Source organism: Streptomyces sp. NPDC006430, assembly GCF_040612395.1.
GTDB lineage: Bacteria > Actinomycetota > Actinomycetes > Streptomycetales > Streptomycetaceae > Streptomyces.
The window spans coordinates 286,755-313,748 of sequence record NZ_JBEXQA010000003.1 but is presented as its reverse complement, the minus strand read 5'-3'; the positions used below and the strand labels follow the sequence as shown (position 1 = coordinate 313,748).

21 protein-coding genes and 1 riboswitch are annotated in these 26,994 nt (G+C 73.1%); of the genes, 6 read left to right on the top strand and 15 right to left on the bottom strand.

The window, feature by feature from the left end; translation table 11 throughout:
• Positions 1-19: 19 nt before the first annotated feature.
• Positions 20-472, top strand: a complete 453-nt coding sequence (locus tag ABZZ20_RS07305; protein ID WP_356867700.1) for a DUF1801 domain-containing protein — start codon at positions 20-22, stop codon at positions 470-472.
• Between the two features lie 49 nt (positions 473-521).
• Here the strand turns inward: ABZZ20_RS07305 and ABZZ20_RS07300 are convergent, their stop codons facing one another.
• From ABZZ20_RS07300 to ABZZ20_RS07265, 8 genes are all read right to left on the bottom strand, one after another.
• Positions 522-1,979, bottom strand: a complete 1,458-nt coding sequence (locus ABZZ20_RS07300) for an NAD(P)-binding protein (protein WP_356867698.1) — start codon at positions 1,977-1,979, stop codon at positions 522-524.
• A gap of 128 nt (positions 1,980-2,107) precedes the next feature.
• Complete coding sequence (locus tag ABZZ20_RS07295; protein ID WP_356867696.1) at positions 2,108-3,343, bottom strand: cytochrome P450; 1,236 nt, start codon at positions 3,341-3,343, stop codon at positions 2,108-2,110.
• Positions 3,340-4,569: a cytochrome P450 gene (locus tag ABZZ20_RS07290; protein WP_356867694.1), complete on the bottom strand. Its 1,230-nt coding sequence runs from the start codon at positions 4,567-4,569 to the stop codon at positions 3,340-3,342. The genes ABZZ20_RS07295 and ABZZ20_RS07290 overlap by 4 nt, the downstream gene beginning before the upstream one ends.
• Entirely contained in the window at positions 4,566-5,189 is a 624-nt protein-coding gene (locus ABZZ20_RS07285; RefSeq protein ID WP_356867692.1) for an ATP/GTP-binding protein, read from the bottom strand. The genes ABZZ20_RS07290 and ABZZ20_RS07285 overlap by 4 nt, the downstream gene beginning before the upstream one ends.
• The gene (locus ABZZ20_RS07280; RefSeq protein ID WP_356867690.1) at positions 5,170-5,523 is read right to left on the bottom strand and encodes a DUF742 domain-containing protein; all 354 of its coding nucleotides are present in this window, start codon (positions 5,521-5,523) and stop codon (positions 5,170-5,172) included. Before ABZZ20_RS07280 ends, ABZZ20_RS07285 begins: the two co-directional genes overlap by 20 nt.
• Positions 5,520-5,921 (bottom strand): roadblock/LC7 domain-containing protein, encoded by a 402-nt coding sequence (locus tag ABZZ20_RS07275; protein WP_356867688.1) that lies wholly within the window; start codon positions 5,919-5,921, stop codon positions 5,520-5,522. Before ABZZ20_RS07275 ends, ABZZ20_RS07280 begins: the two co-directional genes overlap by 4 nt.
• On the bottom strand, positions 5,918-7,504 hold the full coding sequence (locus tag ABZZ20_RS07270) for an ATP-binding protein (RefSeq protein ID WP_356867686.1): 1,587 nt from the start codon (positions 7,502-7,504) through the stop codon (positions 5,918-5,920). Before ABZZ20_RS07270 ends, ABZZ20_RS07275 begins: the two co-directional genes overlap by 4 nt.
• Positions 7,505-7,710: 206 nt before the next feature.
• Positions 7,711-8,640, bottom strand: a complete 930-nt coding sequence (locus ABZZ20_RS07265; RefSeq protein WP_356867684.1) for an oxidoreductase — start codon at positions 8,638-8,640, stop codon at positions 7,711-7,713.
• Between the two features lie 154 nt (positions 8,641-8,794).
• On the opposite strand from ABZZ20_RS07265, the gene cbiE reads away from it, so the two are divergent.
• Genes cbiE through ABZZ20_RS07250 form a run of 3 tightly spaced genes read left to right on the top strand, consistent with a single transcriptional unit; the run spans position 8,795 to position 11,737 of the window.
• Positions 8,795-10,150, top strand: coding sequence for a precorrin-6y C5,15-methyltransferase (decarboxylating) subunit CbiE (gene cbiE, locus ABZZ20_RS07260; protein ID WP_356867984.1), 1,356 nt, complete (start codon positions 8,795-8,797; stop codon positions 10,148-10,150).
• On the top strand, positions 10,147-10,896 hold the full coding sequence (gene cobM / locus ABZZ20_RS07255) for a precorrin-4 C(11)-methyltransferase (RefSeq protein ID WP_356867682.1): 750 nt from the start codon (positions 10,147-10,149) through the stop codon (positions 10,894-10,896). The genes cbiE and cobM overlap by 4 nt, the downstream gene beginning before the upstream one ends.
• A complete protein-coding gene (locus ABZZ20_RS07250) occupies positions 10,886-11,737 on the top strand; it encodes a cobalt-precorrin-6A reductase (RefSeq protein WP_356867680.1) in 852 nt (283 codons plus the stop codon). Before cobM ends, ABZZ20_RS07250 begins: the two co-directional genes overlap by 11 nt.
• Positions 11,738-11,972: 235 nt before the next feature.
• Here ABZZ20_RS07250 and ABZZ20_RS07245 read toward each other — a convergent pair whose 3' ends face one another.
• Genes ABZZ20_RS07245 through cobG form a run of 3 tightly spaced genes read right to left on the bottom strand, consistent with a single transcriptional unit; the run spans position 11,973 to position 15,420 of the window.
• Positions 11,973-13,475 (bottom strand): precorrin-2 C(20)-methyltransferase, encoded by a 1,503-nt coding sequence (locus ABZZ20_RS07245; protein WP_356867678.1) that lies wholly within the window; start codon positions 13,473-13,475, stop codon positions 11,973-11,975.
• The gene (locus tag ABZZ20_RS07240; RefSeq protein ID WP_356867676.1) at positions 13,472-14,119 is read right to left on the bottom strand and encodes a precorrin-8X methylmutase; all 648 of its coding nucleotides are present in this window, start codon (positions 14,117-14,119) and stop codon (positions 13,472-13,474) included. Before ABZZ20_RS07240 ends, ABZZ20_RS07245 begins: the two co-directional genes overlap by 4 nt.
• Positions 14,116-15,420, bottom strand: coding sequence for a precorrin-3B synthase (gene cobG / locus ABZZ20_RS07235; RefSeq protein ID WP_356867674.1), 1,305 nt, complete (start codon positions 15,418-15,420; stop codon positions 14,116-14,118). The genes ABZZ20_RS07240 and cobG overlap by 4 nt, the downstream gene beginning before the upstream one ends.
• A 455-nt stretch (positions 15,421-15,875) precedes the next feature.
• Positions 15,876-15,994, top strand: a riboswitch (cobalamin riboswitch).
• 46 nt (positions 15,995-16,040) lie between these two features.
• On the opposite strand from cobG, the gene cobN reads away from it, so the two are divergent.
• Positions 16,041-19,652: a cobaltochelatase subunit CobN gene (gene cobN / locus ABZZ20_RS07230; protein WP_356867672.1), complete on the top strand. Its 3,612-nt coding sequence runs from the start codon at positions 16,041-16,043 to the stop codon at positions 19,650-19,652.
• Between the two features lie 35 nt (positions 19,653-19,687).
• On the opposite strand, the gene ABZZ20_RS07225 is transcribed toward cobN, so the two are convergent.
• Complete coding sequence (locus tag ABZZ20_RS07225; RefSeq protein WP_356867670.1) at positions 19,688-20,227, bottom strand: hypothetical protein; 540 nt, start codon at positions 20,225-20,227, stop codon at positions 19,688-19,690.
• Between the two features lie 259 nt (positions 20,228-20,486).
• On the opposite strand from ABZZ20_RS07225, the gene ABZZ20_RS07220 reads away from it, so the two are divergent.
• A complete protein-coding gene (locus tag ABZZ20_RS07220; RefSeq protein ID WP_356867668.1) occupies positions 20,487-22,703 on the top strand; it encodes a germacradienol/geosmin synthase in 2,217 nt (738 codons plus the stop codon).
• A 66-nt stretch (positions 22,704-22,769) separates the two neighbouring features.
• Here ABZZ20_RS07220 and ABZZ20_RS07215 read toward each other — a convergent pair whose 3' ends face one another.
• The 3 genes from ABZZ20_RS07215 to ABZZ20_RS07205 form a co-directional block, all read right to left on the bottom strand.
• Entirely contained in the window at positions 22,770-24,002 is a 1,233-nt protein-coding gene (locus ABZZ20_RS07215; RefSeq protein ID WP_356867666.1) for a GNAT family N-acetyltransferase, read from the bottom strand.
• 256 nt (positions 24,003-24,258) lie between these two features.
• Positions 24,259-25,569 carry a YncE family protein gene (locus ABZZ20_RS07210; protein WP_356867664.1) on the bottom strand — a complete coding sequence of 437 codons (1,311 nt, stop codon included), beginning with the start codon at positions 25,567-25,569 and terminating at the stop codon, positions 24,259-24,261.
• 172 nt (positions 25,570-25,741) lie between these two features.
• Positions 25,742-26,893: an XdhC/CoxI family protein gene (locus tag ABZZ20_RS07205; RefSeq protein WP_356867662.1), complete on the bottom strand. Its 1,152-nt coding sequence runs from the start codon at positions 26,891-26,893 to the stop codon at positions 25,742-25,744.
• Between the last annotated feature and the right edge of the window lie 101 nt (positions 26,894-26,994).

Sequence of the window (26,994 nt, the reverse complement as noted above, 5' to 3'; positions counted from 1 at the left end):
GTCTCAAGGGGAATCTGCGATGGGCAGCAGCAACAGCGGCACGCACGAGGGTTTCACGGCCGAGGAGCGAGCCGCGATGAAGGACCACGCCCAGGAGTTGAAGGCCGCAGCGCGCCGCAGATCGCGCGCGGACAAGGCTGCTGAGGCGGAGCGGGACGTGCTCGCGAAGATCGCCGAGATGCAGGACTCTGACCGGATCATGGCCGAGCGCGTCCATGCCGTGGTCACCGCCAGCGCCCCGGTCCTGGAGCCGAAGCTCTGGTACGGGATGCCCGCCTACGCGCTGGACGGCAAGGTCGTCTGCTTCTTCCAGAGCGCGGAGAAGTTCAAGGCGCGCTACGCGACCCTCGGGTTCAGCGACCAGGCGAAGCTGGACGAGGGCACGATGTGGGCGGCCGGTTTCGCGCTGACCGAGGTGACGGCCGAGGTCGAGGCGCGGATCAGTGCACTCGTGAAGCAGGCGGTGAGCTGACGGGCGCATCCGGCGCACGGACGGGAGAGCCGCGACCCGGGTCATCGGGTCACCGGTTCCCGTCCGGGCGGTCTTCGTGGGCGCGCGCAGACCGTTCCGGCAGGGCCCGGGAATCCGGCGGTCCGTGGTGGTGCGCTGGGTAGTCGGACGCCACCGGTGCGGTCGGCAGACGCCATTTGGACAGGACACGGATCACCGTCGCCGGGTGGAGCAGGGTGTTCGGCGAGGCCGACAGCGACAGCACCCCGAAGAAGGGGCGGGAGATCGCCGGGTCCGTGTTGGCTCCCACGATCACGCGGGACATGTAGCGCTGGAGAGCCTTGGTCGCCCGGTCGGGCGGCGGCCCCTCCGTCTCCGGGTAGCGCATGTCCTCGCTGGTGGCGATCTGCCAGGCAACGTCGGCGGCGGCGGCCGTACGGCGCTGGATGCGGCGGGCGGCCACGGCTATCTCCCGGGGGGCCAGGCCCCGGGTGGCGGCGGCCAGGGCGTCCGCCGCCAGCGCGGCCACGGTCATCCCGTGCCCGTACACGGGGTTGAACCGGCAGGCGGCGTCGCCGAGGACGACGAACCCGGTCGGCCAGCGGTCGAGGCGCTCGTAGTGGCGCCGTTCGTTCGCCGTGTTCCGGAAGCCCGTTGCCGAGGACAGCGGCTCGGCGTCGCGCAGGGCGTCGTACAGGGCAGGGCTGCGCAGGCTGCGGGCGAACTCCAGGAACTCCTCGTCCCCGGTCGGCGGCGCGTGCTCGCCGTTGCCGATCAGGGTCGCCAACCACCGGCCGTCGTCGAGGGGTACGAGCACTCCCCCGCGCGGGCTGTCGGGGCGGCCCTGGACGTACATCCCCTGCCAGCGACGGCTCGGGTCCGACGGGATCTCGTAGTAGCGGCTGGTGTAGCCCAGACGGGAGTCGTAGCGGGTCGTCGCCGGGGCCGCATGACCGAGCGCGGACAGCCAGGCGGGAGTCCGGGAGGTCCGTCCGGTCGCGTCCACCACGAAGCGGGCCGGCAACGGGCCGCCCTCGCGCAGCCGCACCCCGACGACCGAGCGGCCGTCCGGCCCGGGGACGAGCCCGATCACCAGGGAACCGGAGCGGACCCGGATGCGATCGTCGCGGAGCACCTCGCGGCGGACCGTCCAGTCGATCAGCTCTCGGCTGCCCACCAGGATCCGGGACCCCGGAACCGGATGGAACCAGTCGGCCGGGCTCAGCCACAGGAAGTCGCGCGGGGACTCCATCAGGGCGGCGCCCGCCGCCAGCAGCTCCCGGGTGACCCCGGGCAGCAGCCCCTCCATCAGCTCCAGGCCCCGCGCCCACAGTACGTGCACGTGCCGGGACTGCGGCACGCCGGGCCGGAAAGCCGGTCCGGCATCGGAGAGTTCGTCCCGCTCCACCACGGTCACGCGCGCGAACCGCCGGGCGAGCACCCGTGCCGCCAGCAGTCCCGCCAGGCCCGCACCGAGGACCACCGCGTGGTCCTCGGTCTCTGGGTGGTTGTCCGTGTCGTCGTCCATGGCGCCGAGTCTTACGGCCCGCCCGCGCCCCGGGTCAGGTTCCGCCCGGGGCGCCCCGGGGCACCCCGGGGGCGGACGGATTCACGGCCGGGGCGCCTGGCCGGTCACGCCGGGCGCCGCAGGCCGCGTCACGCCAGGCGCACCGGCAGGTCGTACAGGTCGTTCTGGGTCAGGATCGGCTTGTTGCGCAACTCCGCCCGGTCCACGGCCAGATGCAGGTTCGGGAAGCGGGCGTACAGCGCGGGGAGGGCGACCAGGGCCTCCAGCCGGGACAGCGCGGCGCCCGGGCAGACGTGGGGGCCGTGACCGAAAGCGATGTGGCGGTTGGGGGTGCGGGTGATGTCGAACTCGCCGGCCGTGGGGCCGTACTGCGCCTCGTCCCGGCCCAGGGCACCGAAGGACACGATCAGGCCCTCGCCCTGCGGCAGGACCCGGTCGCCGACCTCGATGTCCTCGGAGGCGAAGCGGATCAGGACGTGCGAGGTGGGGGTGGACCAGCGCAGCGTCTCCTCGATGACGTTCTCCCAGGGCACCTCGCCCTTGAGGACGAGGGCGCGCTGCTCGGGGTGGGTCTCCAGTGCCACGACGGCGTTGACGATCAGGCTGATCGTCGTCTCGTGGCCGGCGGCCACCATCAGCTGGAGGGTATTGGTGATCTCCTCCGTCGTGAGCTGGTCGCCGTCCTCCGAGGCCGCGAGGAGCGCGCTGGTGAGGTCGTCGCCCGGTTCGGCGCGCTTGGACTCGACGATGCGGGAGAAGAGGCCTCCGAGGTCCGCCATCATCTGCGGTACCTCCTCGGGCGGCGTCTGCGTCGAGAAGAACTTCTCGAACAGGGCCTTCAGCCGCGGGAGCTCCTCGGCGTCCACGCCCATCAGTCCGCTGATCACATTCATCGGCAGCGGGTACGCGAACTCCGCCTTCAGGTCCACCGTTTCACCGGCCGGCACCTCGGCCAGCCGGTCCAGCATGCCGGCGGTCAGCGCCTCGATGCCGGCCCGCAGCCGCTCCACCCGGCGCACCGTCAGCGCCTGGGCGACCAGGGTGCGCAGCCGGCGGTGCTCGTCGCCGTCGACCGTCAGCATCGAACGACCCGGGTTGGCCAGGCCGATCAGGGGCCAGTCCAGGGGTATTTCGCCGCGCTGCCAGGCACCCCACACGTTGATGTCCTTGACCAACCGCGGGTCGGTGAGGAGCCGGCGTGCCTCGGCGTGGTGGGTGACGGCGTAGCACGCGACCCCGCCGGGCAGGACGACGCGGGCCAGCGGGCCGGCTTCGCGCAGCGCGGCGCTCTCGGCGTCCAGGTCGGTGACGTACGGGTCCAGGGTGATGGCGGCGGCGCTGGTGTGATCGATCGGGCACGTCATCGGGTGGCTCCAAGGGCGGGGGTCGGGGTGTACGTCACAGGGAGTTCGGTGAGACCGCGCAGCCACGGTGAGGGGCGGCGCGACAGCGCGTGGGCGGGTACGGCGAGGTCCACGTCGGGCAGCCGATCGAGCAGCACCTCGATGCCGGTCCGTGCGATGACCTCGGCGACCTCCTGGGCGGGGAAGGGACAGCGGTGTTCGCCGTGGCCGAACGAGAAGAAGGCGTTGTTCCCTCCGGTGAGGGCGCCGGTGTCGGCGCGCACGTGAGGATCGGAGTTGGCCGCGGCGAGACCGAGGAGCACGAGGTCGCCGGCGGCGATGTGACGTCCGCCCAGTTTGGTGTCGCGGGAGGTCCAGCGGCCCGCGACGTTCTGGGTGGGGGTGTCCTCCCACAGCACCTCGTTCATGGCCTCGCCGACACTGTGCCGGCCGCCTGCCAGGGAGGCCGCGAACCGGTCGTCGGTGAGCATGAGGCGCAGCGAGTTCCCGATCCAGTCGGCGGTGGGCTGGTGGCCGGCCGCCATCATGACCATCAGGTCCTGGGCGACTTCTTCCAGGGTGAATCCGGCCCGGTTGGCGAGCATGTGAGAGACGACGTCCGGGCCGGGCGCGGCCTGCTTGGCGGCGAGCAGCGCGAACATCGACCCGCCGAGGTGGCGCTGCCCCTCCAGGGCCCCCTCCCGCCCGTTGATCATGTCGTTCATGGCTGAGACGAGGCCGGGGCCCTGCGCGTCCGCGAAGCCGTAGATGCGGGCGAGGACCCGCAGCGGCAGCAGCATCGCGTACTGCGCGATGAGGTCGCACGCGCCCTTGCCGCAGAGGGCGTCGATCAGTTCGTCCGCGATCTGTTCCGCGTATCCCTTCAGTTCGAAGGGATCGACGGACTCCAGCGCTTCGGAGATCATCGCGGCACGCTCGCCGTGCCGTGCGCCGACCGTATAGAGGATGGACGGCTGTTTGCGGCCGATCATCGGCAGCAGCGGCCAGTCGGCGGGGATGTTGTCCCACTGGTTCCACAGGTCGGAGTCGCGCGAGAAGAGTGCCGGGTCGCTGGTGACCTGGTGGAGCTCGCGGTAGCCGAGGACCAACCAGGCCGGTACGTCGCCGTCGAGGACGACCGGGGCGACGGCGCCGTGGTCGCGGCGCATCTCCCGGTACAGCTCGGCGGGGTCGGTCTGGAACCGGGGACCGCCCAGGTAGACGGGCTGAGGCTCGGGGGTGGTCACGGGGTGGACTCCGGGGTCTGTGGCAGGACGGTCGTCTGGAGGTGCTGGACGAGGGAGATCAGGACGTTCTTGCTGGACTCGCGGGACCGGGCGTCGCAGAAGACCAGGGGGACGGTGGCCGGGAGGTCGAGTGCCTCGCGCACCTGCTCGGCGGTGTGGGCGGGCCCGCCGAAGTCGTTGCAGGCCACGACGAAGGGGGTGCCGTGGTGTTCGAGCCTGTCGATGGCGTACCAGGAGTCCGCGAGGCGGCGCGTGTCGAGGAGGACGACCGCGCCGAGGGTGCCGGAGAAGAGCCGGTCCCACAGGAACCAGAACCGTTCCTGGCCCGGGGCACCGAAGAGGTAGAGCACGTTCTGGGCGTCGAGGCTGATCCGGCCGAAGTCGAAGGCGACGGTGGTGGCGGTCTTCGCGGCGACACCGTCGGTGTCGTCGACCGCTTCGCCGGCCCTCGTCATCGTTTCCTCGGTGTTCAGCGGGCGTATTTCGCTGACCGAGCGGACCATGGTGGTCTTGCCGACGCCGAAGCCGCCGACGATGACGATCTTCAGGCCGTTGTCTGCGGTGCGGCGCAGGGCCGGGAGACGCCGTCCGGAGGACGCGTCAGAGATTGCGGAGTCCAACGAGCACCTGCTCCAGGATGTCGGGATCGGGAAGACGGTGCGCCGTACGCGGATGCCGTGCGCTGATCCGGCCGGTGTCGAGCAGGTCCGCGAGCAGGATCCGCACGATGGACACGGGCAGTCGCAGTTCTGCGGCGATCTCCACGACGGCCGTCGGGTACGGGCACATCCGCAGGATCGCCGCGTGTTCTGACTGCATGCCCGCCACCGGGTCGCACTCGGCGACGATCAGGGTGACCAGGTCGAAGGCGTCGGAGCCGGACCGGCTGCGTCCGCCGGTGAGGGTGTAGAGGCGGTCCGGGGAGTCGTCCCGCCCCGGCCTGCTCCGGCTCATCCCCGCGGCTCGGCTACGAGGTGTTCGCCGAGCTGCTCGACCAGTTCGGACATGTTGTGGCCCACCAGGCCGGCGTCCGCGTCCTCGGCGGCGACGAGCGCGAGGTGCGCGCCTTCGCCCGCCTCGACGATGAAGAGGATGCCACCGTAGAACTCGGCCATCGCGGACCGGACACCGCCGGTCCCGTCGCCGAACTCGATGGACGCTCCGTGCGAGAGGCTCTGGATGCCGGCGGATATGGCCGCGAGCTGGTCGGCCTGGTCGACGGAGAGCTCGGGCGTGCGGCACAGCTTGAGGCCGTCCCGGGACAGGACCAGGGCGTGCCGGGCTCCGGGGGTGCGGGAGAGGAGGCCTTCCAGGAGCCAGCTGAGCTTCTCGTCGGTGGTGGTGCCGGTCATTCCGTATTGCCTTCCAGGTGCGGGGGGTTCTGGGACGGAGCGGGCTCGCCGGGTACGGGGGGCTGCGCAGAAGTACCGCGCACGGCCTGGCGGAAGCTGCTGAATCGGGCCGCCGAGCGGGAGGCGTCCGAGGGGGGCGGGGAGGTGCGGACCGGGCCGGGGGTGTCGGGTCCGTCGGGGTGTGCGGCGGCGAGGGTACGGCCGCGTCGCCGCTTGGGGAGGCCGCTCTCGCCGAACTGGGGCGACTGGCCGGTGGTGTCGGCGGGCGATCCGTGGCCTGCGTCCGCGCGGGTGTGGGAGCCGGTGTCCGCTGCGTCGGCGGCGGGCCGGTGGGAGGCGTCTGCCGCGGCCGGGGCGCCCGCCCCGGAGGGGGTGGGTCGGGCCGGGAAGTCGAGGGCGACCCGCGGCTCCCGGGCCGCCGGGATGGCGGTGCGGGTGGCGGCCGGGCTGGCGGCCGGGTGCGGCGTACGGGTGATCAGCTCGTGCGGGAGCATCATCAGCGCCCCCGTACCGCCGCGTGCCGAGGGTCGGAAGGAGACCGTCAGACCGTGCTTGCGGGCCAGTCGGCCGACCACCGCGAGGCCGAGGCGGGTACCGGAGAGCCCGGCCAGGTCGTGGGACTCGCCGCAGACGGCCGCCTCGGCGCGCCGCAGCTGCAGCTCGCTCATGACCAGGCCGCTGTCCTCGACGGTGATGACGACGCCCGCCGGTACCTCCTCCACGTACACGTGGACCTCGGCGTTCGGCGGGGAGAAGTTGGCCGCGTTGTCGAGGAGTTCGGCGAGGGCGTGCATCACGCCCTCGGCTGCGTGCCCGGCGACCGCGGCGTCACTGGTGCAGTGCAGCCGCACGCGCTGGTAGCCGCCGATCCGGCCCATGGCGCCGCGCAGGATCGACTCCATCACGATCGGTTTGGCCCAGCGGCGGCCCGAACGGGCGCCCGTGAGCACGGCGATGGAGTCGGCGAGCCGGCCCGCCTGGGCGGTGCGGTGGTCGAGGTGGAGGAGGTCGCCGAGGACGTCCTCGTCGGCGTGCCGGTGCTCCATGTCCCGCAGGTCGGCGAGCATGCCGGTCGCCAGGGCCTGCATCCGGCCGGCGGCATTGGCCGCGGCGGCCATGGCGGCGGCCCGCCCGGACTCGGCCCGGCGCAGTTCCCGGCCCAGCTGTTCGCGGGTGGCCTGCTGGGCGGTGGCGAGGTGGTCGAGCTCGGCGGTGTGTGCGCTGGTGAGCTGGGCGATCGTGGCGGCGTGCGTCGCGGCCGTCCGGTTGCGCTCGTGGGTGTGCGCGGCGGCCTCGCGGGCCGCATCGGCCGTGCGGCGGGCGAGTTCCGCGTCACGGGCGGCGAGTTCGGCGCTGAGCGTGGAGATCCGGGTGCGCAGCATCCGCGCCGTGCGGGTGGACCAGGTCACGGCGAACGCGGCGAGGGCGAGCAGCAGCGCGCCCGAGCCGGCGAACCAGGCAAGCGGCGTGCGGACGGACGTCGGGGCCGCGGCCACCGCCGCCGTGCAGAGCGCGCCGTAGACGAGTGCCGTGACCAGCAGGGCAAGCGCGGAGGGGCGAAGGGGGGAGGACGACGCCGTCATCAATCAAGGCCTCTGTACGGGGCGAAATGGAGGAGAGGGTTCCTGCGGCAACGAATGACAACTATAGGAGACGAGTTGATCACTTTGGGAAGTTCTCTCTCAACTTTACCCTTGGTAACGTCAGATTGGGGGCGGTATGCGACTCTTCGGCGGACCCGGCCCGGGAGCACGCACCGGCCGTCGGAGGCCTACGGGTGGACGGACCGTCAAGAACCCTTCGGGTAGGAGACGGAGGTCAACTCTTCCGAGGCCGCCCACAGCCGTTCGCCGGAGGCGTCGTCCAGCGTCCACTTCGCCCGCCAGGAGCCGACGGGTGCCCCGCGCCAGCCGAGCCGCGGCCCGAAGAACGCATCGGGTCGCACCCCGGGCCCGGTGGCCGCGTACAGGGTGGGCAGCGCACCGGACGCGGCGGACTGGGCGATGACCGCGTTCCCGAGGGCCAGCAGCCGCGCCATGGGCCGCAGGCCCTCCACGTGCGCACCCCCGGCGTGCAGGTTGGTGGAGGCGTACCCCGGGTGCGCGGCGGCTGCGACGACCGTGGAGCCGGCGGCCCGCAGGCGTCGGGCGAGTTCGTGGGTGAAGAGCAGGTTGGCGGTCTTGGACCGGCCGTACGCGATCCAGCGCCGGTAGCCCTGCTCGCTGTTGAGGTCGTCGTGGTCGACGTCACCGAGTGCGTGGAACCCGCTGGAGACGGTGACGATCCGGGCCCCGGGGGCCGCCGCCAGCAGCTGCGGCATGAGCAGTCCGGTCAGCGCGAAGTGGCCGAGGTGGTTGACCCCGAACTGCATCTCGAACCCGTCGGCCGTCCGTCCGTACGGCAGGGCCATCACACCCGCGTTGTTGACCAACAGGTCGAGCGAGCGGTGGCGCTGCCCGTAGGCCTGCGCGAACTCCCGCACGGAGCCGAGGTCGGCCAGGTCCAGCGGCATGAAGTCCACTTCTGCGCGCGGGACTTCCGCGCGCAACCGCAGCAAGGCGGCCCGGCCGCGCGCCGCACTGCGGCAGGCCAGCACCACGTCCGCACCGCGCCGCGCGAGCTCCCGGGCGGCCACGTAGCCGATACCGCTGTTGGCGCCGGTGACGACGGCGGTCCGGCCGCTCTGGTCGGGGACGTTCTCGGCGTTCCAGCCAGGCATGTGAGCTCCCTCGCGACGATGGGTTACCGAGGGTAGCCCGCCGCCTGTTCGGGGGTGCAGCCGGGGTCCGGTACCCCGGCCAGTAGGCTGCGGTCCACCCGCTTCCCCCTTCCCGTTCCCGAGGTACCGCGCAGTGAGCTCCGCACCGCCCCCCATGCCCGTCTCGGTCGTCGGCCTCGGCGCCGACGGCTGGGCCGGGCTCACCGCCGCCGCGCGCTCCGCGCTGACCGGGGCCGAGGTGCTGATCGGCGGTCCCCGCCAGCTGGACCTGCTGCCCGCCCGGGACTGCGCCGGTGAACGGGTGGCGTGGCCGACCCCGCTACGCCCGGCCGTGCCGAAGCTGATGGCGGAGCACGCGGGACGCCGGATCGCGGTGCTGGCCAGCGGCGACCCCATGTTCTACGGGATCGGCCGGGCCCTCTCGCAGGAACTGGGGCCGGACGCCCTACGGGTCCACCCGCACCCCTCCTCGGTGTCCTACGCCTGCGCCCGCCTCGGCTGGCCGGTGGAGGAGACCGAGGTGGTCACCGTGGTCGGCCGGCCGGTGGCCCGGCTCGCGGCCGCACTGTACGAGGGGCGGCGGGTGCTGGTGCTCAGCGCCGGAGCGGCGTCCCCGAACGAGATCGCCGCGCTGCTCCGCGAGCGGGGCTTCGGCCCGAGCCGGATGCGGGTGCTGGAGCAACTCGGCTCCGAGCGCGAGGACACGTACGAGGGCCGGGCCGACGGCTGGGACCATGCGCCGGGCGACCCCCTCAACGTGGTGGCCGTGGACTGCCGCCGGGACCCTGCCGCCGACGTTCCGCGGCTCGGCGCCACCCCCGGCCTGCCCGACACCGCCTACGAGCACGACGGCCAGCTCACCAAGCGCCATGTCCGGGCCGCGACCCTGTGCGCCCTCGCCCCGGCCCCCGGGGAGCTGTTGTGGGACATCGGCGGCGGCTCCGGCTCCATCGGCATCGAGTGGATGCGCACGCACCCCTCCTGCCGGGCGGTGGCCGTGGAGCGTGTCCCGGAGCGGGCCGACCGCATCACCCGCAACGCGTCGGCGCTCGGCGTACCGGGCCTGCGCGTGGTCACCGGCGCCGCGCCCGGGGCCCTCACCGGACTCCCGGCCCCCGACGCGGTGTTCATCGGGGGCGGACTGACCGCGCCGGGCCTGCTGGACGCGGCCTGGGCGGCCCTGGCCCCGGGCGGCCGGCTGGTGGTCAACACCGTGACCCTGGAGTCGGAGGCGGTCCTCACCGAACGCTACCGGTGCCACGGCGGCGATCTGGTCAAGCTCTCCGTCGCGCACGCGGTACCGGTCGGCGGGTTCACGGGCTGGCGGCAGGCGATGGCGGTCACCCAGTGGTCCGTGACCAAGCCCTGGCCGCAGCCGATCCGCGACGCCGAAGACAGCACCGTCACCACCCAGACCGCAGGTGTCCCGGACGCCCCGGAAGTCCCAGAAGTCCCGGAAGTCCCGGCCGCCCGAGCGACCGTAGAGAACGAGAAGGATCAGACGACATGACCGTGTACTTCATCGGTGCGGGCCCCGGCGCCGCCGACCTGATCACGGTGCGCGGTGCCCGGACGCTGGCCGCCGCCCCGGTCTGCCTGTACGCGGGCAGCTTGGTGCCGCGCGAACTGCTGGCCGAGTGCCCGCCGAACGCCCGGCTGGTCGACACCTCCCAACTCAACCTGGACGAGATCGTCGCCGAGTGCGTACGGGCCCACGCCGCGGGCCAGGACGTGGCGCGGCTCCACTCCGGCGACCCGTCCATCTTCAGCGCGGTCGCGGAGCAGATGCGGCGGCTCGACGCGGCCGGCATCCCGTACGAAGTGGTCCCGGGCGTACCGGCGTTCGCTGCGGCGGCGGCTGCGCTGAAGCGGGAACTGACGGTCCCCACCGTCGGCCAGACCGTGATCCTCACCCGCATCGCCCAGCAGGCCACCCCGATGCCGCCGGGCGAGGACCTGGACACCCTGGGCCGCAGCGGCGCGCTGCTGGTCCTGCACCTGGCCACCCGCTACGTGGACCGGGTCGTCGACGAACTGCTGCCGCACTACGGGGCCGAGTGCCCGGTCGCGGTGGTGGCGATGGCCAGCCGCCCCGACGAGCTGATCCTGCGCGGCACGCTGTCGGACATCGCCGCCCAGGTGAAGGCGGCGGGCCTGGTCCGCACCGCGGTCATCGTGGTCGGCCGCACGCTCGGTGCCGAGCAGTTCCGCGACAGCCACCTGTACTCGCCCGAGCGCGACCGGCATGTCTGCTGATCCGAGCTGCGCAGCCGCCGCCCACGTCCTGATCCTGGGCGGCACGACGGAGGCCCGCCGCCTCGCCGGCGCGCTGGCCGTCGCGGGGACGGAGGTCGGTGCCGGCACCGACCGGGGCACCGCCCCGAACCCCGTGCCGGAAGTCGAGCCGGGCTCCGCTACGGCGACGCACGCCCCCCTGCGGGTGACGACCTCGCTCGCCGGGCGCGTCTCGGCACCGGTGCTGCCGCCGGGCGAGACGCGGATCGGCGGTTTCGGCGGCCCGGCGGGCCTGGCGGCCTGGATCGCCGCCCACCGGGTGACCCACCTGGTCGACGCCACACACCCGTTCGCGGAGCGGATGAGCTTCAACGCGGCCGAGGCGGCGGCGCTCGCGGGGGTCCCGCTGATCGCGCTGCGCCGCCCCGGGTGGAGCCCCGGCCCCGGGGACGACTGGCATTTCGTCGACTCCCTCGCCGGGGCGGCCACGGTGCTGCCGGAGCTCGGCAGCCGGGCCTTCCTGACCACCGGCCGGACGGGCCTGCACGCGTTCGCACACCTGGCCGATACCTGGTTCCTGGTGCGGTCGGTGGACCCTCCGCAGCCGCCGGTGCCGCCGCGCCTCGAAGTCCTGCTCGCCCGCGGCCCGTTCGGTCTGGACGACGAGCGGGAGCTGCTGGCCCGGCACCGGATCGACGTCCTGGTCACCAAGGACAGCGGAGGCTCCGCCACCGCCCCCAAGCTCACCGCTGCCCGCGGGGCCGCCATCCCGGTGGTCGTCGTCCGCCGCCCCCCGGTTCCGCACGGCGTACGGGAGACCGCCTCTGTCGAGGCCGTCCGACACTGGCTGCTGCACGGCTGAGCACACGGTACGCCGTCGTGCCCGAAGACGACGGCGGCCTGCACGGCCCTGAACGGCCGGCTTCACCGCCCTGCTCGCGCCCGCTCCCCGCCCCGTGCGCTGCCGTACGCCCGGATGCGCTCCCGTACGCCCCGGCACAGGACGGCCACACGCTCCGACGCACGATCGGCCACAGCACGCGAAGGCCCGGGGCGGTGGCGCTGCACCCCGGGCCTCCCGTCACTTCCTCACCCGGTCACGGGTACCGCCGCGGGGTCCAGGTGACCCTCGACCCGTCGGGCCGCTCCGTGACCTGGGTCTGCGAGGACCCGATCAGCAGGATCGTGCGCATGTCCACCTCGGCCGGCTCCAGTTCGCCGAGCGTGAGGATGCGCACCGACTGCTGCGGGCCGCCCACGTCCCGCGCGACGACCACCGGGGTCTGCGGGGAACGCAGTTCCAGCAGCAGCTCCCGGGCCTGGGCGACCTGCCAGGTCCGGCTGCGCGAGCCCGGGTTGTACAGCGCGAGCACCAGGTCCGCCGCCGCCGCGGCGCGCAGCCGCTCCGCGATGACCTCCCACGGCTTGAGCCGGTCCGACAGCGAGATCGTGGCGTAGTCGTGGCCGAGCGGGGCGCCGGCCGCGGCGGCCGCCGCGTTGGCGGCGGTCACGCCCGGCAGGACCCGTACGGGAACGTCCTTGTACTCCGGCTGCGCGGCGACCTCCAGGACGGCGGTGGCCATGGCGAAGACGCCCGGGTCGCCGCCGGAGACCACGGCCACCCGCTTGCCGCGGCGGGCGAGGTCGAGCGCGAACTCGGCGCGCTCCGACTCGACCTTGTTGTCGGAGCCGTGCCGTACCTGACCCGGCTTCACGGGTACGCGGTCCAGGTACGTGGTGTACCCGACGAGCACCTCGGCGTCGGCCAACGCCCGCCGGGTCTCGGCGGTGAGCCACAGCGGTCCGGCCGGCCCGGTGCCGACCACGGCGACCTCGCCGGGCCCGGACGGCACGCTGCCCGGATTGCCGATCCGGCTGGGTACGACGGCGACGGCGAAGTACGGGACGGACTCGGGGTCGGTGTCCGCGAGGACGCCGGTGCGCTCCCCCTCCATGGTGGCGCGCTCGACGTAGCGCGCCTCGGCGAGCCGGCCGCTGTCCTCCATGGCCCGCCGCACGGCGGGGAAGGTACGGCCGAGTTTCATCACGACGGCGGAGTCGGTGGCGGCGAGGCGTGCGGTCAGCTCCTCCTCCGGCAGGGTGCCGGGCAGGATCGTCAGCACCTCCTCGCCCTCGACGAGCGGGGTGCCGAGCCGGGCGGCGGCGGCGCTCACCGAGGTCACACCGGGGATCACCTCGGCCTCGTAGCGGTCGGCGAGCCGCTTGTGCATGTGCATGTACGAGCCGTAGAAGAGCGGGTCGCCCTCGGCGAGCACCGCGACGGTCCGACCGGCGTCCAGGTGCGCGGCCAGTCGGGCGGCGGACGCCTCGTAGAACTCCTCCATCGCCCCCTGGTAGCCCCCGGGGTGGTCGGTGGTCTCGGTGGTGACCGGGTAGACCAACGGCTCCTCGATGTGGTCCGCGCGCAGGTGCCCGGCGGCGATGGAGCGGGCGATGGAGCGACCGTGGCGGGCGCTGTGGTACGCGACGACGTGCGCCTCACCGATCACCTCGACGGCGCGCAGGGTCATCAGGGAGGGGTCGCCGGGCCCGAGCCCGACGCCGTACAGACGGCCCTTGGCTGCTTGCGTGGTGCTCATTCTTCCTCGCTCGCGATCGCGTTGACGGCGGCGGCGGCGATGGCGCTGCCACCGCGCCGGCCGCGCACGATCAGGTGGTCGAGCCCGGAGGGGTGCGCGGCGAGCGCGTCCTTGGACTCGGCCGCGCCGATGAAGCCGACGGGGACGCCGATGACGGCGGCCGGGCGCGGGGCGCCCTCCTCGATCATTTCGAGCAGCCGGAAGAGCGCGGTCGGCGCGTTGCCGACGGCGATCACGGAACCCTCCAACAGGCCCCGGTCCCGCCACACTTCGAGGGCGGCGGCGCTGCGCGTGGTGCCCATCTTCGCGGCGAGGGCGGGTACGGCCGGGTCGGAGAGGGTGCAGACCACCTCGTTGTCGGCGGGCAGCCGCTTGCGGGTGACACCGCTGGCGACCATCTGTACGTCGCACAGGATCGGCGCGCCGGCGTGCAGGGCGGCGCGCGCCCGCAGTACGACGTCCGGGGTGTAGCCGAGGTCCTGGGGCAGGTCGGTCATTCCGCAGGCGTGAATCATGCGCACCGCGACCTGGGCGACGGAGGCGGGCAGCCCGGAGAGGTCCGCCTCGGCGCGGATCGTGGCAAAGGACTGGCGGTAGATCGCCGCGCCGTCCTTCTCGTACTCAAACACCGTGTACTCGCTCATTTCTTCGCTGCGTCGTGGGAGGTGGTGCGGCGTGCGTCCACAAGGGCCGCGGGAAGTTCGGAAGTCTGCACCCCGCGGCGCGGGGAGCCGCCCGCGGCGCCGAGGTCGTACCCCGCGCCGGTGGCGACCACATCCACCCACGCGGTGCCGCGCGGGTGTCCGCACCGCCGTTCGCACCCGGACCAGTGCACGGGCAGCGGCCCGGTCGCGTGCGCCGCGACGGTGCGGGCGTCGGCGCGCACGTCCGCGAGGGACTTGGCGCAACCGGGGCGCCCGGTACAGGCGCTGACGGACCGCCACGGATCGTCGGGGGTGGTGACCAGGCCGGCGTCCGCCAGGTCGGCGAGGGCCCGCTCGGCGGCGTGCGCGGCCAGGCCGGGGACGACGATCCCGCGCCAGGGCGTCAGGCGCAGCCGGCCCGTGACACCGGCCAGCCGGCGCCACTGCACGGTGGTCAGGCGGCCCAGCGGGGCGAGTACGGACAGCGCGGCGGTCCCGTCGGGGCCCTCGACCACGCCCGGCTCGGGCGCGTGGCTGCGGGGGGACGCGAAGCCCCGTACGACGACGGCCTCGATGCCGGAAGCGGCCAGCCGGGCCACCAACCCCGCGGAATCCGGGACGTGTTCGGGGGGCAGCTCGGCGACCCGCCAGGCCCGGGTGCCGGCTTCCCGGACCGCGTCGAGGAACTGGGCGGCGGCCGTGAGGGCGGCGCGGGGTCCGTCGGTCGCGGCCACGAGGACCGCGTCCGCCGGGTCACCGGTCCACAGCAGGGCCCGGTCGGCATCCCGGGCGACGAGGTTCACGTCCGCCGCGAGGGAGGTCACGTCGCCGCGCCCGTCATCGAGGGCGAACAGGAAGCGTCCGGACAGCCCGGCCGCGGGCTCGCTCGCGCACAACAGCCGGTCGAGTTCCGCGACCCAGGGCGCCACGTCGGGCAGCGCCCGCCGGTCCAGTCCGGTCAGCGGCGAGGCGACGATGTTGCGGACGCGCTCGTGGGTGGGCGCGGGCAGCAGTCCGGCACGGACGAGCACGGCTTGCAGCTCGCCGCCGCAGCTTGCGCCCAGTCCGCGCAGTTGCGCATTGCCGCGCGAGGTGAGGTCGATGTGCCCGTCGCCGAGCCGGTCGGCGGCATCGGCCAGCAGGTGGGCCGCGTGCCCGTCGAGCATCCCTGCGGGTATCCGGACCCGGGCCAGGAAACCGTCGTCGGCCGCGTGCAACCGCAGCGCACCGGGGCAGGCGTCACCGCGGTCGCGTATGACGGGTTCGTCCCGCGCTGCGGCGGAAGGGGACTGGGGCGGCATGGCGGCGAGCATACCCACGATTGCGGCGCCCCGACCTGTGGCCGTCACCACCCCGCCTCTTCGGGCCCGACCTGGCCGGATACTCCCCGCGAGCCCCGCCCGACCCGGCCGCCCGCTCCTGCGGGCACCTCTACCGCGCCGCGCCACGGCCCACACCCCGCGCAACTGCTGGCCGAGGCACGGGCCCCGCCCGAACAACGCCCCCCACCACCGGACCCCGGGCTCACCCGGCCAACAAACCGACCAGCAACGCGAGCGCGCGCCGCCCCGACGCCCCACCGCCGAACCCGGGCCCCGCCCGCACAACACCCCCACCACGGCGGGGTGCGGGCGCGCGACCGGCGCGAGGGGCCGGCGCGGGGCTCGGGGTGCGCCCGCGCAGTGGGCCCGCGCTCCGCCCACCCCCACTCCCGGCCAGGGGCGGCGCCACCTAAGATGACCACCGGCGGAGCCACACGGCCCCGCCATCGCCGAGGACGGCGACATGGGAGGAAGCCCGGTGCGATTCCGGCGCGGTCCCGCCACTGTGAACCCCGCAGAGCAATCCGCCGGGTGAGTCAGGAACTCCCGCCGTCCTCACTGCCCGGGGCGCGGAAACCCCGAGGAAGGCCTGCCGCCGCATGATCCTGCTGCTGTCGACGTCCGACACCGATCTGCTCAGCGCCCGCGCCGCCGCGGACGGCCCCGTGCCGTACCGGTTCGCGAACCCCTCCCGCCTTCCCCTCGACGACCTCCCCGGACTGCTCGACGGCGTCGACCTGGTCGTCGTACGCCTCCTCGGCGGCCTGCGCGCCTGGCAGGACGGCCTCGACCTGCTCCTGGCCCCCGACCAGACCCGCCCGGTGGTCGTCCTCACCGGCGAACAGGCTCCGGACGCCCAGCTGATGGAGGCCTCCACGGTCCCGATCGGCATCGCGGCCGAGGCGCACGCCTACCTCGCGCACGGCGGCCCCGGCAACCTCGACCAGCTGGCCCGGTTCCTCTCGGACACCGTGCTACTCACCGGCCACGGCTTCGAGCCGCCCGCCGCAGCGCCCACCTGGGGTCCGCTGGAGCGCACTCCGGTGCGCCCGTACGGCCCGCGCATCGCCGTGCTCTACTACCGCGCCCACCAGATGAGCGGCAACACCGCCTTCGTGCACGCCCTGTGCGACGCGATCGTGGAGACGGGCGGCACGCCCGTCCCGCTGTACGTGTCCTCCCTGCGCACCCCGGAACCGGAGCTGCTGAGCGCGCTGGAGGGCGTCGACGCCGTCATCACCACCGTCCTCGCGGCCGGCGGCACCCGTCCCGCGACCGCTTCGGCCGGCGGTGAGGACGAGTCCTGGGACGCGGGCGCGCTCGCTTCGCTCGGTGTCCCGATCCTCCAGGCACTGTGCCTGACCGGCTCGCGCAGCGCCTGGGAGGAGAACGACGAGGGCCTGTCGCCGCTCGACGCCGCGACCCAGGTCGCCGTGCCCGAGTTCGACGGCCGGCTGATCACCGTCCCGTTCTCCTTCAAGGAGTTCGACGAGGACGGCCTGCCGGCGTACGTGGCCGACCCCGAACGGGCCGCCCGGGTCGCCGGGATCGCAGTGCGCCACGCCCGGCTGCGGCACATCGAGCGCCGCGACAAGAAGGTCGCGCTCGTCCTGTCCGCCTACCCCACCAAGCACTCCCGCATCGGCAACGCGGTCGGTCTCGACACCCCGGCCAGCGCCGTGGAGCTGCTGCGCACCCTCATCGCGGGCGGCTACGACTTCGGTCCCGTCGAGGAGATCCCGGGCCTGGTGTCCGGTGACGGCGACGAGTTGATCCGCGCCCTGATCGAGGCCGGCGGCCACGACCAGGACTGGCTGACCGAGGAGCAGCTGGCCCGCAACCCGGTCCGCATCCCGGCCGCCGACTACAAGCGGTGGTACGCCGAGCTGCCGGCCGAGCTGCGCGAGAGCGTCGAGCAGCACTGGGGCGAGGCACCGGGCAACATGTTCGTGGACCGCTCGGCCAACCCCGACGGTGACATCGTCCTCGCGGCCCTGCGCCGCGGGAACCTCCTCATCCTGATCCAGCCGCCGCGCGGCTTCGGCGAGAACCCGATCGCGATCTACCACGACCCGGACCTCCCGCCCTCGCACCACTACCTGGCCGCGTACCGCTGGATCCAGGCCCGCGCGGAGGACGGCGGCTTCGGCGCCGACGCGATGATCCACCTGGGCAAGCACGGCAACCTGGAGTGGCTGCCGGGCAAGAACGCCGGTCTCTCGGCGGCCTGCGCCCCGGACGCCGCGCTCGGCGACCTGCCCCTCATCTACCCGTTCCTGGTCAACGACCCGGGCGAGGGCACCCAGGCCAAGCGCCGCGTGCACGCCACCCTGGTCGACCACCTGGTGCCGCCGATGGCACGCGCCGAGTCGTACGGCGACATCGCCCGCCTGGAGCAGCACCTCGACGAGTACGCCCAGATCAGCGCCATGGACCCGGCCAAGCTGCCGGCCATCCGCGCGCAGATCTGGACACTGATCCAGGCGGCCAAGCTCGACCACGACCTGGGGCTGGCGGAACGCCCGGACGACGACGGCTTCGACGACTTCCTGCTGCACGTCGACGGCTGGCTGTGCGAGGTCAAGGACGCGCAGATCCGCGACGGCCTGCACGTCCTGGGCGGCGCCCCGACCGGGGAGGCCCGGATCAACCTGGTCCTCGCCATCCTGCGCGCCCGCCAGATCTGGGGCGGCACGACGGCCCTGCCGGGCCTGCGCGAGGCGCTCGGACTGGACGAGTCGGCGGCCACCCGGACCACCGCCGACGAGACGGAGGAGACGGCGCGCACGCTGGTACGGGCGATGGAGGACGCGAACTGGGCCCCGGAGGCGGTGGTTTCGGTCGCCGCCGGGTACGCCCCGGACGTGGCGGCCGTGCTGGACTTCGCGGCCCGCGAGGTCGTCCCGCGCCTGGCCGGCACGACCGACGAGATCGCCCACGTGGTGAGCGCGCTCGACGGCGCGTTCGTCCCGGCCGGCCCCTCCGGCTCCCCGCTGCGCGGCCTCGTCAACGTGCTCCCCACCGGCCGCAACTTCTACTCGGTGGACCCGAAGGCCGTCCCCTCCCGCCTCGCCTGGGAGACCGGGCAGGCGCTGGCCGAGTCGCTCCTCACCCGCTACCGCACGGACAACGGCGAGTGGCCCGCCTCCGTCGGGCTGTCCCTCTGGGGCACCAGCGCGATGCGCACCTCGGGCGACGATGTGGCCGAAGCCCTCTCGCTGCTGGGCGTCCGTCCGGTCTGGGACGAGGCCTCGCGCCGCGTGACGGGCCTCGAAGCAATCCCGCTCACCGAACTGGGCCGCCCCCGGATCGACGTGACGCTCCGCATCTCGGGCTTCTTCCGGGACGCGTTCCCGCACGTGATCGGCCTGCTGGACGACGCGGTCCGGCTGGCGGCGTCGCTGGACGAGCCCGCGGACCAGAACTTCGTCCGGGCCCACGCCCAGGCGGACCTCGCCGAACACGGTGACGAGCGCCGCGCCACCACCCGTATCTTCGGCTCGCGCCCGGGTACGTACGGCGCGGGCATCCTCCAGCTGATCGACTCGCGCGACTGGCGTACGGACGCCGACCTCGCGGAGGTGTACACGGTGTGGGGCGGCTACGCGTACGGCCGCGGCCTGGAGGGCCGCCCGGCGCGCACGGAAATGGAAACGGCGTACAAGCGCATCACGGTGGCGGCGAAGAACACGGACACCCGTGAGCACGACATCGCCGACTCGGACGACTACTTCCAGTACCACGGCGGCATGGTGGCCACGGTCCGCGCCCTGCGCGGCACGGCCCCGGAGGCGTACATCGGCGACTCCACCCGCCCGGAGACGGTCAAGACCCGCACCTTGGTCGAGGAGACGTCGCGCGTCTTCCGCGCCCGCGTGGTCAACCCCAAGTGGATCGAGGCGATGCGCCGCCACGGCTACAAGGGCGCCTTCGAGCTGGCCGCGACGGTGGACTACCTCTTCGGTTACGACGCCACGACGGGTGTGGTCGCGGACTGGATGTACGACAAGCTGACCGAGACGTACGTCCTGGACCCGGAGAACCGTGCCTTCCTGGAGGAGGCCAACCCCTGGGCCCTGCACGGCATCGCGGAACGCCTCCTGGAGGCCGAGTCCCGCGGCATGTGGGAGAAGCCGGACCCCCAGATCCTCGAATCCCTCCGCCAGGTCTACCTGGACACGGAAGGCAACCTGGAGGGCGACGCGGAATAGCAGCCGCCGGTTTCCCGTCGCCGGCGCTGTGGTCCTCAGTGCTCTCCGCGGAAGCAGGCGGTGCTGGAGCCGTCCGCCGGGGCGTCGGCTTCCAGGTAGTACACCGTGCGGGGCGGGGCGGAAGGCTCCGGGGTGTACCCGTACACCTCGCGGGCCTCGTCGGGGCCCAGGAAGCGGAGGTCGAGGGTGCGGGACTTCCCCGCGTCGGTCCGCTCGAAGCACAATCCGGCCACCTTCGCGGGGACCGGCGAGGGGGGCGGCTGCTCTCGCCAGGCGTCCGCCTGCGCCGCCTCGCGGTAGAAGCGGACCACCGCGTCCTGGCCCTGCGCGGTCACGTAGAGCCGGCCCGCGTACAGCCAGGGCTCCCCGCTGTCGTCGAGGCAGCCCGTGTCGGCCGCCTCGAAGCCGGGCGGTACGGTCGCGCCGTCCGGGCGGGCGGACAGGACGGGCAGACCCGCCAGGGCCGTCAGCGCCCCTTCCCTTCCCCCGCAGGTCGCGAACGGCGGGAACATCGAGCAGCCGCACAGGGGCACCGCCAGCAAGGCCAGGCCGACCAGCCCGCGCGTCATGTTCATGGCGGGATTATGCGGCACCGGCCGGACATCCCCCATCGGCCGTACGGGAAGTCCGCGGGTTGCGGCTCACCGACCGGCTCCCCACCCAAGGGGTCCCCTATCCCCCGTCGGGGCGCGGCGCCGGGGAACGGCGGGTGCGTCACCTGAAGCGGTGAACTGCCCCTTATCCCCACGGCAACAGGGGTAGGGCCCTGCTGATCTGTGCGGGGGGCCGCAGCCCAGGGCCCCCGCGCCCTCGGACGGAAAGGTCCAGCCCGCCGTGACACAGCCGTTTCAACTGCCGGATTTCTACGTGCCCTATCCGGCACGACTGAACCCCCACCTGGAGGCCGCGAGGACGCACACGAAGCAGTGGGCCCGCGACCTCGGGATGTTGGAGGGGTCCGGCGTCTGGGAGGAGGAGGACCTCGACTCGCACGACTACGCGCTGCTGTGCGCGTACACCCACCCCGACTGTGACAGTGACGCGCTGAACCTGGTGACCGACTGGTACGTGTGGGTGTTCTTCTTCGACGACCACTTCCTGGAGATGTACAAGCGCTCCCAGGACCGCGCGGGGGCCAAGGCCTACCTCGACGGGCTCGCGGCCTTCATGCCGATGGACCTCGCCGACGGCTTCCCCGAGGCCACCAACCCCGTCGAGGCCGGGCTGGCCGACCTGTGGCGGCGGACCGTCCCGGCCATGTCGATGGACTGGCGGGAACGGTTCTCCTTGAGCACCGAGAACCTGCTCAACGAGTCGATGTGGGAGCTCGCCAACATCAACATCGGGCGGATCGCGAACCCCCTCGAATACATCGAGATGCGCCGCAAGGTGGGCGGGGCCCCCTGGTCGGCCGGGCTGATCGAGTACGTGTCCGCCGAAGTCCCGGCCCGGGTCGCGCACTCGCGACCGCTCGGCGTGCTGCGCGACGCGTTCTCCGACGCCGTGCACATCAGGAACGACATCTTCTCCTACCAGCGCGAGGTCGCCGACGAGGGCGAACTCTCCAACGCGATCCTGGTGCTGGAGACTTTCCTCGGCTGCACCACCCAGGAAGCCGCCGAGGCCTCCAACGACCTCCTCACCTCCCGGCTCCAGCAGTTCGAGCAGACGGCCCTCGCCGAACTCCCCCAGCTCTTCGCCGACCACGCCATGAATCCGGCCGAGATCGCGGCCGTCCTCGCCTACGCCAAGGGCCTACAGGACTGGCAGTCCGGCGGCCACGAGTGGCACATGGTCTCCAGCCGCTACATGAACAAGGAGGCCCGCCCCACCGCTCCCGTCTCGCTGCCCTTCCTCCCGAGCGGGCTCGGCTCCACGGCCCTGGACCTCCGGTCGATCCTGGCGCCGCGCGCGCTGGAGCTGCGCCGCCGGTCCTTCACCCACACCCCCTTCGAGCGCACCGGCCCGTCCGTGATCCCGGACCTCTACATGCCGTTCCCCCTCTCACTCAGCCCGCACCACGCGCACGCGCGCGAGGGATCGGTGGCCTGGGCCAAGGCGATGGGTCTGCTCGACCCGCAGCCGGGCGACCCCGGCTCCGCGATCTGGTCCGAATCCAAGCTGCGCGGCTACGACTTCGCCCTGTGCTCGGCGGGCATCGACCCCGACGCCGCGCCGGAGGAACTGCTCCTCAACGCGTGCTGGCTGACGTGGGGAACGTACGGCGACGACTACTACCCGGTCGTCTTCGCGCAGGCCAAGAACCTGCCCGCGGCCAAGGCGACCACGGCCCGGCTGATCTCCATGGTCCCGGTCGACCACGCCGAGCAGGGGGTGCCGGTGACCGCCATGGAGCGGGCTCTCGGTGATCTGTGGGTGCGTACGTCGGAGGGCATGGCGCCGGAAATCCGCGCGGAGTTCCGGGCGACGCTGGTGGACATGCTGGAGAGCTGGCTGTGGGAGGTGGAGAACCAGATCCAGAACCGCATCCCGGACCCGGTGGACTACGCCGAGATGCGCCGCCGCACCTTCGGCTCTTACCTCACGATGTACCTGTGCCGGCTCGGCCAGGCAGGGCGGGGCATCCCCGAGGAGATCTACGCTTCGGGAACCATCCGGTCGCTGGAGAACGCCGCTGCCGACGCCGCCTGCCTGATCAACGACATCTTCTCGTACCAGAAGGAGGTCGAGGTCGAGGGCGAGGTGCACAACTACGTCCTCGTCACCCGGAACTTCTTCGACATCGCCTACCCGGAGGCACTGCACATCTGCCATGCGCTGATGACCCAGCGCATCGAGGAGTTCGAGCACATCGTCTCCGAGCAACTCCCGCTGCTCTACGACGACTGGAAGCTGGAGGACAAGGCCCGGGCCGGGATCGACGCGTACGTCGGCGAGCTCCAGGACTGGCTCGCCGGCATCCTCAACTGGCACCAGAAGGTGCGGCGTTACCGCGAGGAGGACCTCCACCGGCTGCCCGACGGGCTGTCCACCGGCGTGTGGAGCTCCTCCTTCGGTATGTCGGCGGCGCAGATCTCCCTGCCCGCCTGACGCCCTCGGCAGGGGCGGCGGGGGCGTGCGCTGCTCGCCCACCCCCGCCGCCACCGTCCGTACGGTTCAGAACTCGTCCGCGGTGTGCGGCAGCAGCGGGGTGAGCAGGGCCGCGTCCAGTGCCGCCGCCGCACCGGGCGTGCGCTCCGCCGCCAGCCCTGCGGCGACGAGCTCCGCGATCCGCGTTCCGCCCAGGTAGCAGGCCGCGAGGTCCCGCACGTCCAGCTCCAGGTCCGCTGCCGCCGCGGCGCGCTCGTACGTCGCCCCGCCCGGCCCCGCCTTCAGTCGGAACCGCCCGGCGTTCGCCGGCAGTCGTACGTCGGCCACCTCCAGCACCACCTCCACCGGTGCGGCCCAGGACCGCCGGGTCAGCGCCGCCCGTACGTCGACCAGGCGCAGCCAGAGCGCCGGGAACTGGGAGGTGACCCGGACCTGGTCGCGGTCCGCGGCGAACTGGAGCAGCGGGTCGTCCTGCGGACGGCCCCAGGCGGAGACCTTGCCGGTGAGGTCGAGGGCGGCCATGCAGTTCCACAGGGCGGCGGCGACCGCGGGGGTGTCCGCCTCCAGTTCGTCGACGCGAACCAGTCCAGGACTGCGGGCGGGCCCGCCGTCGTTCTCGTGTTTGGTGCGGTACAGCACGTATCCCGCGATCCGCTCGCCCCGGTTCCCCAGGACGATGACTCGGGGCGGCCCCAACTCCTCGTCCGTGTCGTCCTGTTCGCTGAGCCATGACTCGCTCCAGCGGTCCGCGTCACGGGTCGGGCGACCGGAGCGCACGGCGCGGGCCGCCTCGTGGTACGGCCCGATCACGGCGAGGGCGTCCTGCGGGTCGACCAGCCGCAGTGGGCGCGGGTCGGGGTCGATGCGCAGGGCCAACGGCCGGCTGGAGTCGATCTCGATCGTGGTGCCCTGGGTTGCCGCACCGTAGCCGAAGCGGCCGTAGATGGCGGACTCGGACGCCCACAGGGCGGCGATCGGGCTGCCGGCGTCCGCGGTGCGCCGCAACTGCTCGCCCATCAGTGCGGTGAGCACGCCGCGCCGGCGGTGGGTGGGGGCGACGCAGACGAAGGTGAGCCCGGGGCAGGGCAGATCGGCTCCGGGCACCGAGAGGCGGAAGTCATGCGCGGCCATGAACCCGACCAACGCGTCCCCGTCGTAGGCGCCGAGGCGCGCGCAGTGGCGCAGGAGGGTGTGGTGCCGTTCGCGCCCCTCCTTCTCCGGGCGGTCGTGGAAGGCCAGGTACGCGAGCTCCAGGGCTCGGTCGATGTGGGCTTCGGGCACGTCACGGATGTCCACCATGATCCGGAGACTAATCGGTCATCGAGGACCGGCCACCCCATAATGGCTGGATCTGCCGGTCTGGCCAGTTCCCGCGCCTGCGCCTGGCAGGGCGCGTGTCCCTCCGGGAACGGCGCGTGTCCCCGGCGACCGCGCAGCGGGCCGGGCCGGTCATGTGCCGCTGCCCGAGCGGGCGGACGGCGCAGCCGGGCGGGCACAACCCCGGCTGCCGCTGGGGGTTGGGCCCCGGTCCGCGCCGTCCGCGCCGTCCGCGCTGCTACTGAGGGCCGGCCCAGCCGGCGGGCACGTGGCCGAGCCGGACCCGCTGGGGGTGGTCACCGACCGGGACGGAGACCCGCTTGGTGCCGGTGGCGAAGTCGATGGCGGTGACCCGGTCGGCGCCGCTCTCGGAGATCACGCAGGCCGTACCGTCCCCGTCGACCGTGGCCCAGTACGGCTTGTCGGCGGGCACCAGCGGGCCTTCGGCGAGGGTGGACCGGTCCAGGACGGTGGCGTAGTCGTCCATGGTGCCCGCGATGCAGAGCTTGGCGCCGTCCGGGCTCATGGACATGCCGTGGTGACGGGAGTCGTTGACCCAGGTGGTGCGGTCCGCGTTGGTGGCCGGGTTCTGCGGGAGGTTCTTGATCCGGGTGATCCGGTCGGTTGCGACGTCGTACTCCACCACCCCGTTGAAGAAGGACACCTGGAAGTAGAGCTTGGATTCGTCGGGGCTGAAGGACATCGGTCGGACGGCGTCGGACAGGTCCGAGCGGCCGAAGGCGTCCAGCCGTTCGCGCATGTCGATCACGCGGACCGTGCGGAAGGTCTGCGCGTCGACGACGGTGATCTTCCGGTCGCCCTTCGTCCAGTCCAGCCAGGACGCGTCGAGGGCGGAGGTCACGTCACCGATGGAACTGTTCCAGAGGTAGCGGCCGTCGTGGGTGAAGGTGTTCTCGTGCGGTTTGTCGCCGGTGGAGAAGGAGCCGACCTGCCGCCCGGTGGCGATGTCCAGGACGTGCACCGTGTTGGCCGTGGAGGCGGAGACGGCGACCCTGGTGCCGTCCGGCGAGACCGCCATGTGGTCAGAGCGGTAGCCTGCGACGGGGAAGCGCCAGTTGATCCGCCCGGTCCGCACGTCGATCGAGACGACGTCGGCGAAGCTGGGCCGGGAGGCGACCACGGCAGAGCCGTCCGGGGTGGTGTACATGTCGTCCACGAACTGGTCGTGGCCCTCGCCGGCGGTGTTGCGCACGCCCAGGAAGAAGCCGAGCTTGATCGGGTTGAGGTAGATCTCCCGGAGCCGCTCCTCCTTGTCGGGGATCACGTTGATCCGGCCGATCTTGCCGAGGTCCCCGGTGGAGGCGAGCACGTCGGCGGTGCCCTCCCAGTTGTTCCCGACGAACAACACCTCGCGCAGGCCCGTGCCGGAGGCCGGCGCGGGGGCGGAGACAGGGGCAGCAGCCGGGGCGGAGGCCGATGCGGGGCCCGCCGCGAGCGCGGCCGTGGCCACCGCGCACACGGCGAGGAGCGTACGTACGGGGGTGCGGGCGGTGCGTGCAGTGCGGGCGGTGCGTACGGTCCGGGACATCCGCTCAACTCCGTTGCAGGAAGGCGCTGTTACCGGCCGGTAAAATAGGGGGTACGGCGAAAGGACGCAACCCTCACGGAGCTGCGCTCCGATACCGCCCCACCACGGCTCCACCAGGGCCTCACCGTCGCCCCACCACCCCCCACTACCGCACCGGCACCGTGCCGTCCCTTCAAGCGACGGAGCCGATCCTGCCGATCACCGTGTGCGAGCCGTCGGGGTGGATCGGGATGTGCGCGCCGGTGAGGGCGACACCGGAGCCGCCGCGCCGGTTGGCGACGATCTCGGCGGCGATGGACAGCGCGGTCTCCTCCGGAGAGCGGGCGCCGAGGTCCAAGCCGATCGGGGAGCGCAGGCGGGCCAGCTCCAGCTCGGTCACGCCGACCGCACGGAGCCGCGCGTTGCGGTCCTCATGGGTGCGGCGGGAGCCCATGGCGCCGACGTAGGCGACGGGGAGCCTGAGGGCCAGTTCGAGGAGCGGGACGTCGAACTTGGCGTCGTGGGTGAGCACGCACAGGACGGTCCGGCCGTCCACCTCGGTGGCTTCGAGGTAGCGGTGCGGCCATGCGACGACGATCTCGTCCGCTTCGGGGAAACGGTCCTTCGTGGCGAACACCGGCCGCGCGTCGCACAAGGTCACGTGGTAGCCGAGGAACTTGCCGATCCGCACCAGGGCGGAGGCGAAGTCGATCGCACCGAAGACGATCATCCGCGGCGGTGGGACGCTGGACTCGACCAGTACCTTGAGCGGTTCTCCGCAGAGCCTGCCGTCGGCGCCGATCTCCAGCACCCCGGTCCGCCCCGCGTCGAGCATGGCGCGGGCCTCCTCCGCGACGGTGCGGTCCAGCTCGGGGTGACCGCCGAACCCGCCCTCGTGGGCGCCCTCGCCCCGGACGAGTACGGCGCGGCCCAACAGATCGGCCGGCCCCTCCGCGATCCGGGCCACCGCCGCGGCCTCGCCGCGCGCAGCCGCGGCCAGAGCGGCTGCGAACCCCTCCCGAGCCGGAGATCCCACGGGGACCGGGGTGACGAGGACGTCGATGATCCCGCCGCAGGTCAGCCCGACGGCGAAGGCGTCATCGTCGCTGTAGCCGAAGCGCTCCCGAACGGTCTCGCCGTCCTCCAGCGCCTGCCGGCACAGCTCGTACACCGCGCCCTCCACGCATCCGCCGGAAACCGAGCCGATGGCCGTGCCCTCGCCGTCGACGGCGAGTGCGGCTCCGGGCTGCCGGGGCGCGCTCCCGCCGACCGCCACCACGGTGGCGACGGCGAAGTCACGTCCCTGCTCGACCCACCGGTTCAGTTCTTCGGCGATGTCCAGCACTGCGGCCTCCTCGGAGGGGTTCGGTTTCCAGTATCGGATGCGTGGAGGGTCACGCGCCGTGCGTCAGGCGTCGTGGGTCTAGCGTCGTGGGTCAGGCGCCG

Coding starts and splice junctions, on each gene's coding strand:
- ABZZ20_RS07305 (WP_356867700.1), top strand. CDS start 20: ATGGGCAGCAGCAACAGCGGCACGCACGAGGGTTTCACGGCCGAGGAG.
- ABZZ20_RS07300 (WP_356867698.1), bottom strand. CDS start 1,979: ATGGACGACGACACGGACAACCACCCAGAGACCGAGGACCACGCGGTG.
- ABZZ20_RS07295 (WP_356867696.1), bottom strand. CDS start 3,343: ATGACGTGCCCGATCGATCACACCAGCGCCGCCGCCATCACCCTGGAC.
- ABZZ20_RS07280 (WP_356867690.1), bottom strand. CDS start 5,523: ATGAGCCGGAGCAGGCCGGGGCGGGACGACTCCCCGGACCGCCTCTAC.
- ABZZ20_RS07275 (WP_356867688.1), bottom strand. CDS start 5,921: ATGACCGGCACCACCACCGACGAGAAGCTCAGCTGGCTCCTGGAAGGC.
- ABZZ20_RS07270 (WP_356867686.1), bottom strand. CDS start 7,504: ATGACGGCGTCGTCCTCCCCCCTTCGCCCCTCCGCGCTTGCCCTGCTG.
- ABZZ20_RS07265 (WP_356867684.1), bottom strand. CDS start 8,640: ATGCCTGGCTGGAACGCCGAGAACGTCCCCGACCAGAGCGGCCGGACC.
- cbiE (WP_356867984.1), top strand. CDS start 8,795: ATGCCCGTCTCGGTCGTCGGCCTCGGCGCCGACGGCTGGGCCGGGCTC.
- cobM (WP_356867682.1), top strand. CDS start 10,147: ATGACCGTGTACTTCATCGGTGCGGGCCCCGGCGCCGCCGACCTGATC.
- ABZZ20_RS07250 (WP_356867680.1), top strand. CDS start 10,886: ATGTCTGCTGATCCGAGCTGCGCAGCCGCCGCCCACGTCCTGATCCTG.
- ABZZ20_RS07245 (WP_356867678.1), bottom strand. CDS start 13,475: ATGAGCACCACGCAAGCAGCCAAGGGCCGTCTGTACGGCGTCGGGCTC.
- ABZZ20_RS07240 (WP_356867676.1), bottom strand. CDS start 14,119: ATGAGCGAGTACACGGTGTTTGAGTACGAGAAGGACGGCGCGGCGATC.
- cobG (WP_356867674.1), bottom strand. CDS start 15,420: ATGCCGCCCCAGTCCCCTTCCGCCGCAGCGCGGGACGAACCCGTCATA.
- cobN (WP_356867672.1), top strand. CDS start 16,041: ATGATCCTGCTGCTGTCGACGTCCGACACCGATCTGCTCAGCGCCCGC.
- ABZZ20_RS07225 (WP_356867670.1), bottom strand. CDS start 20,227: ATGAACATGACGCGCGGGCTGGTCGGCCTGGCCTTGCTGGCGGTGCCC.
- ABZZ20_RS07215 (WP_356867666.1), bottom strand. CDS start 24,002: ATGGTGGACATCCGTGACGTGCCCGAAGCCCACATCGACCGAGCCCTG.
- ABZZ20_RS07210 (WP_356867664.1), bottom strand. CDS start 25,569: ATGTCCCGGACCGTACGCACCGCCCGCACTGCACGCACCGCCCGCACC.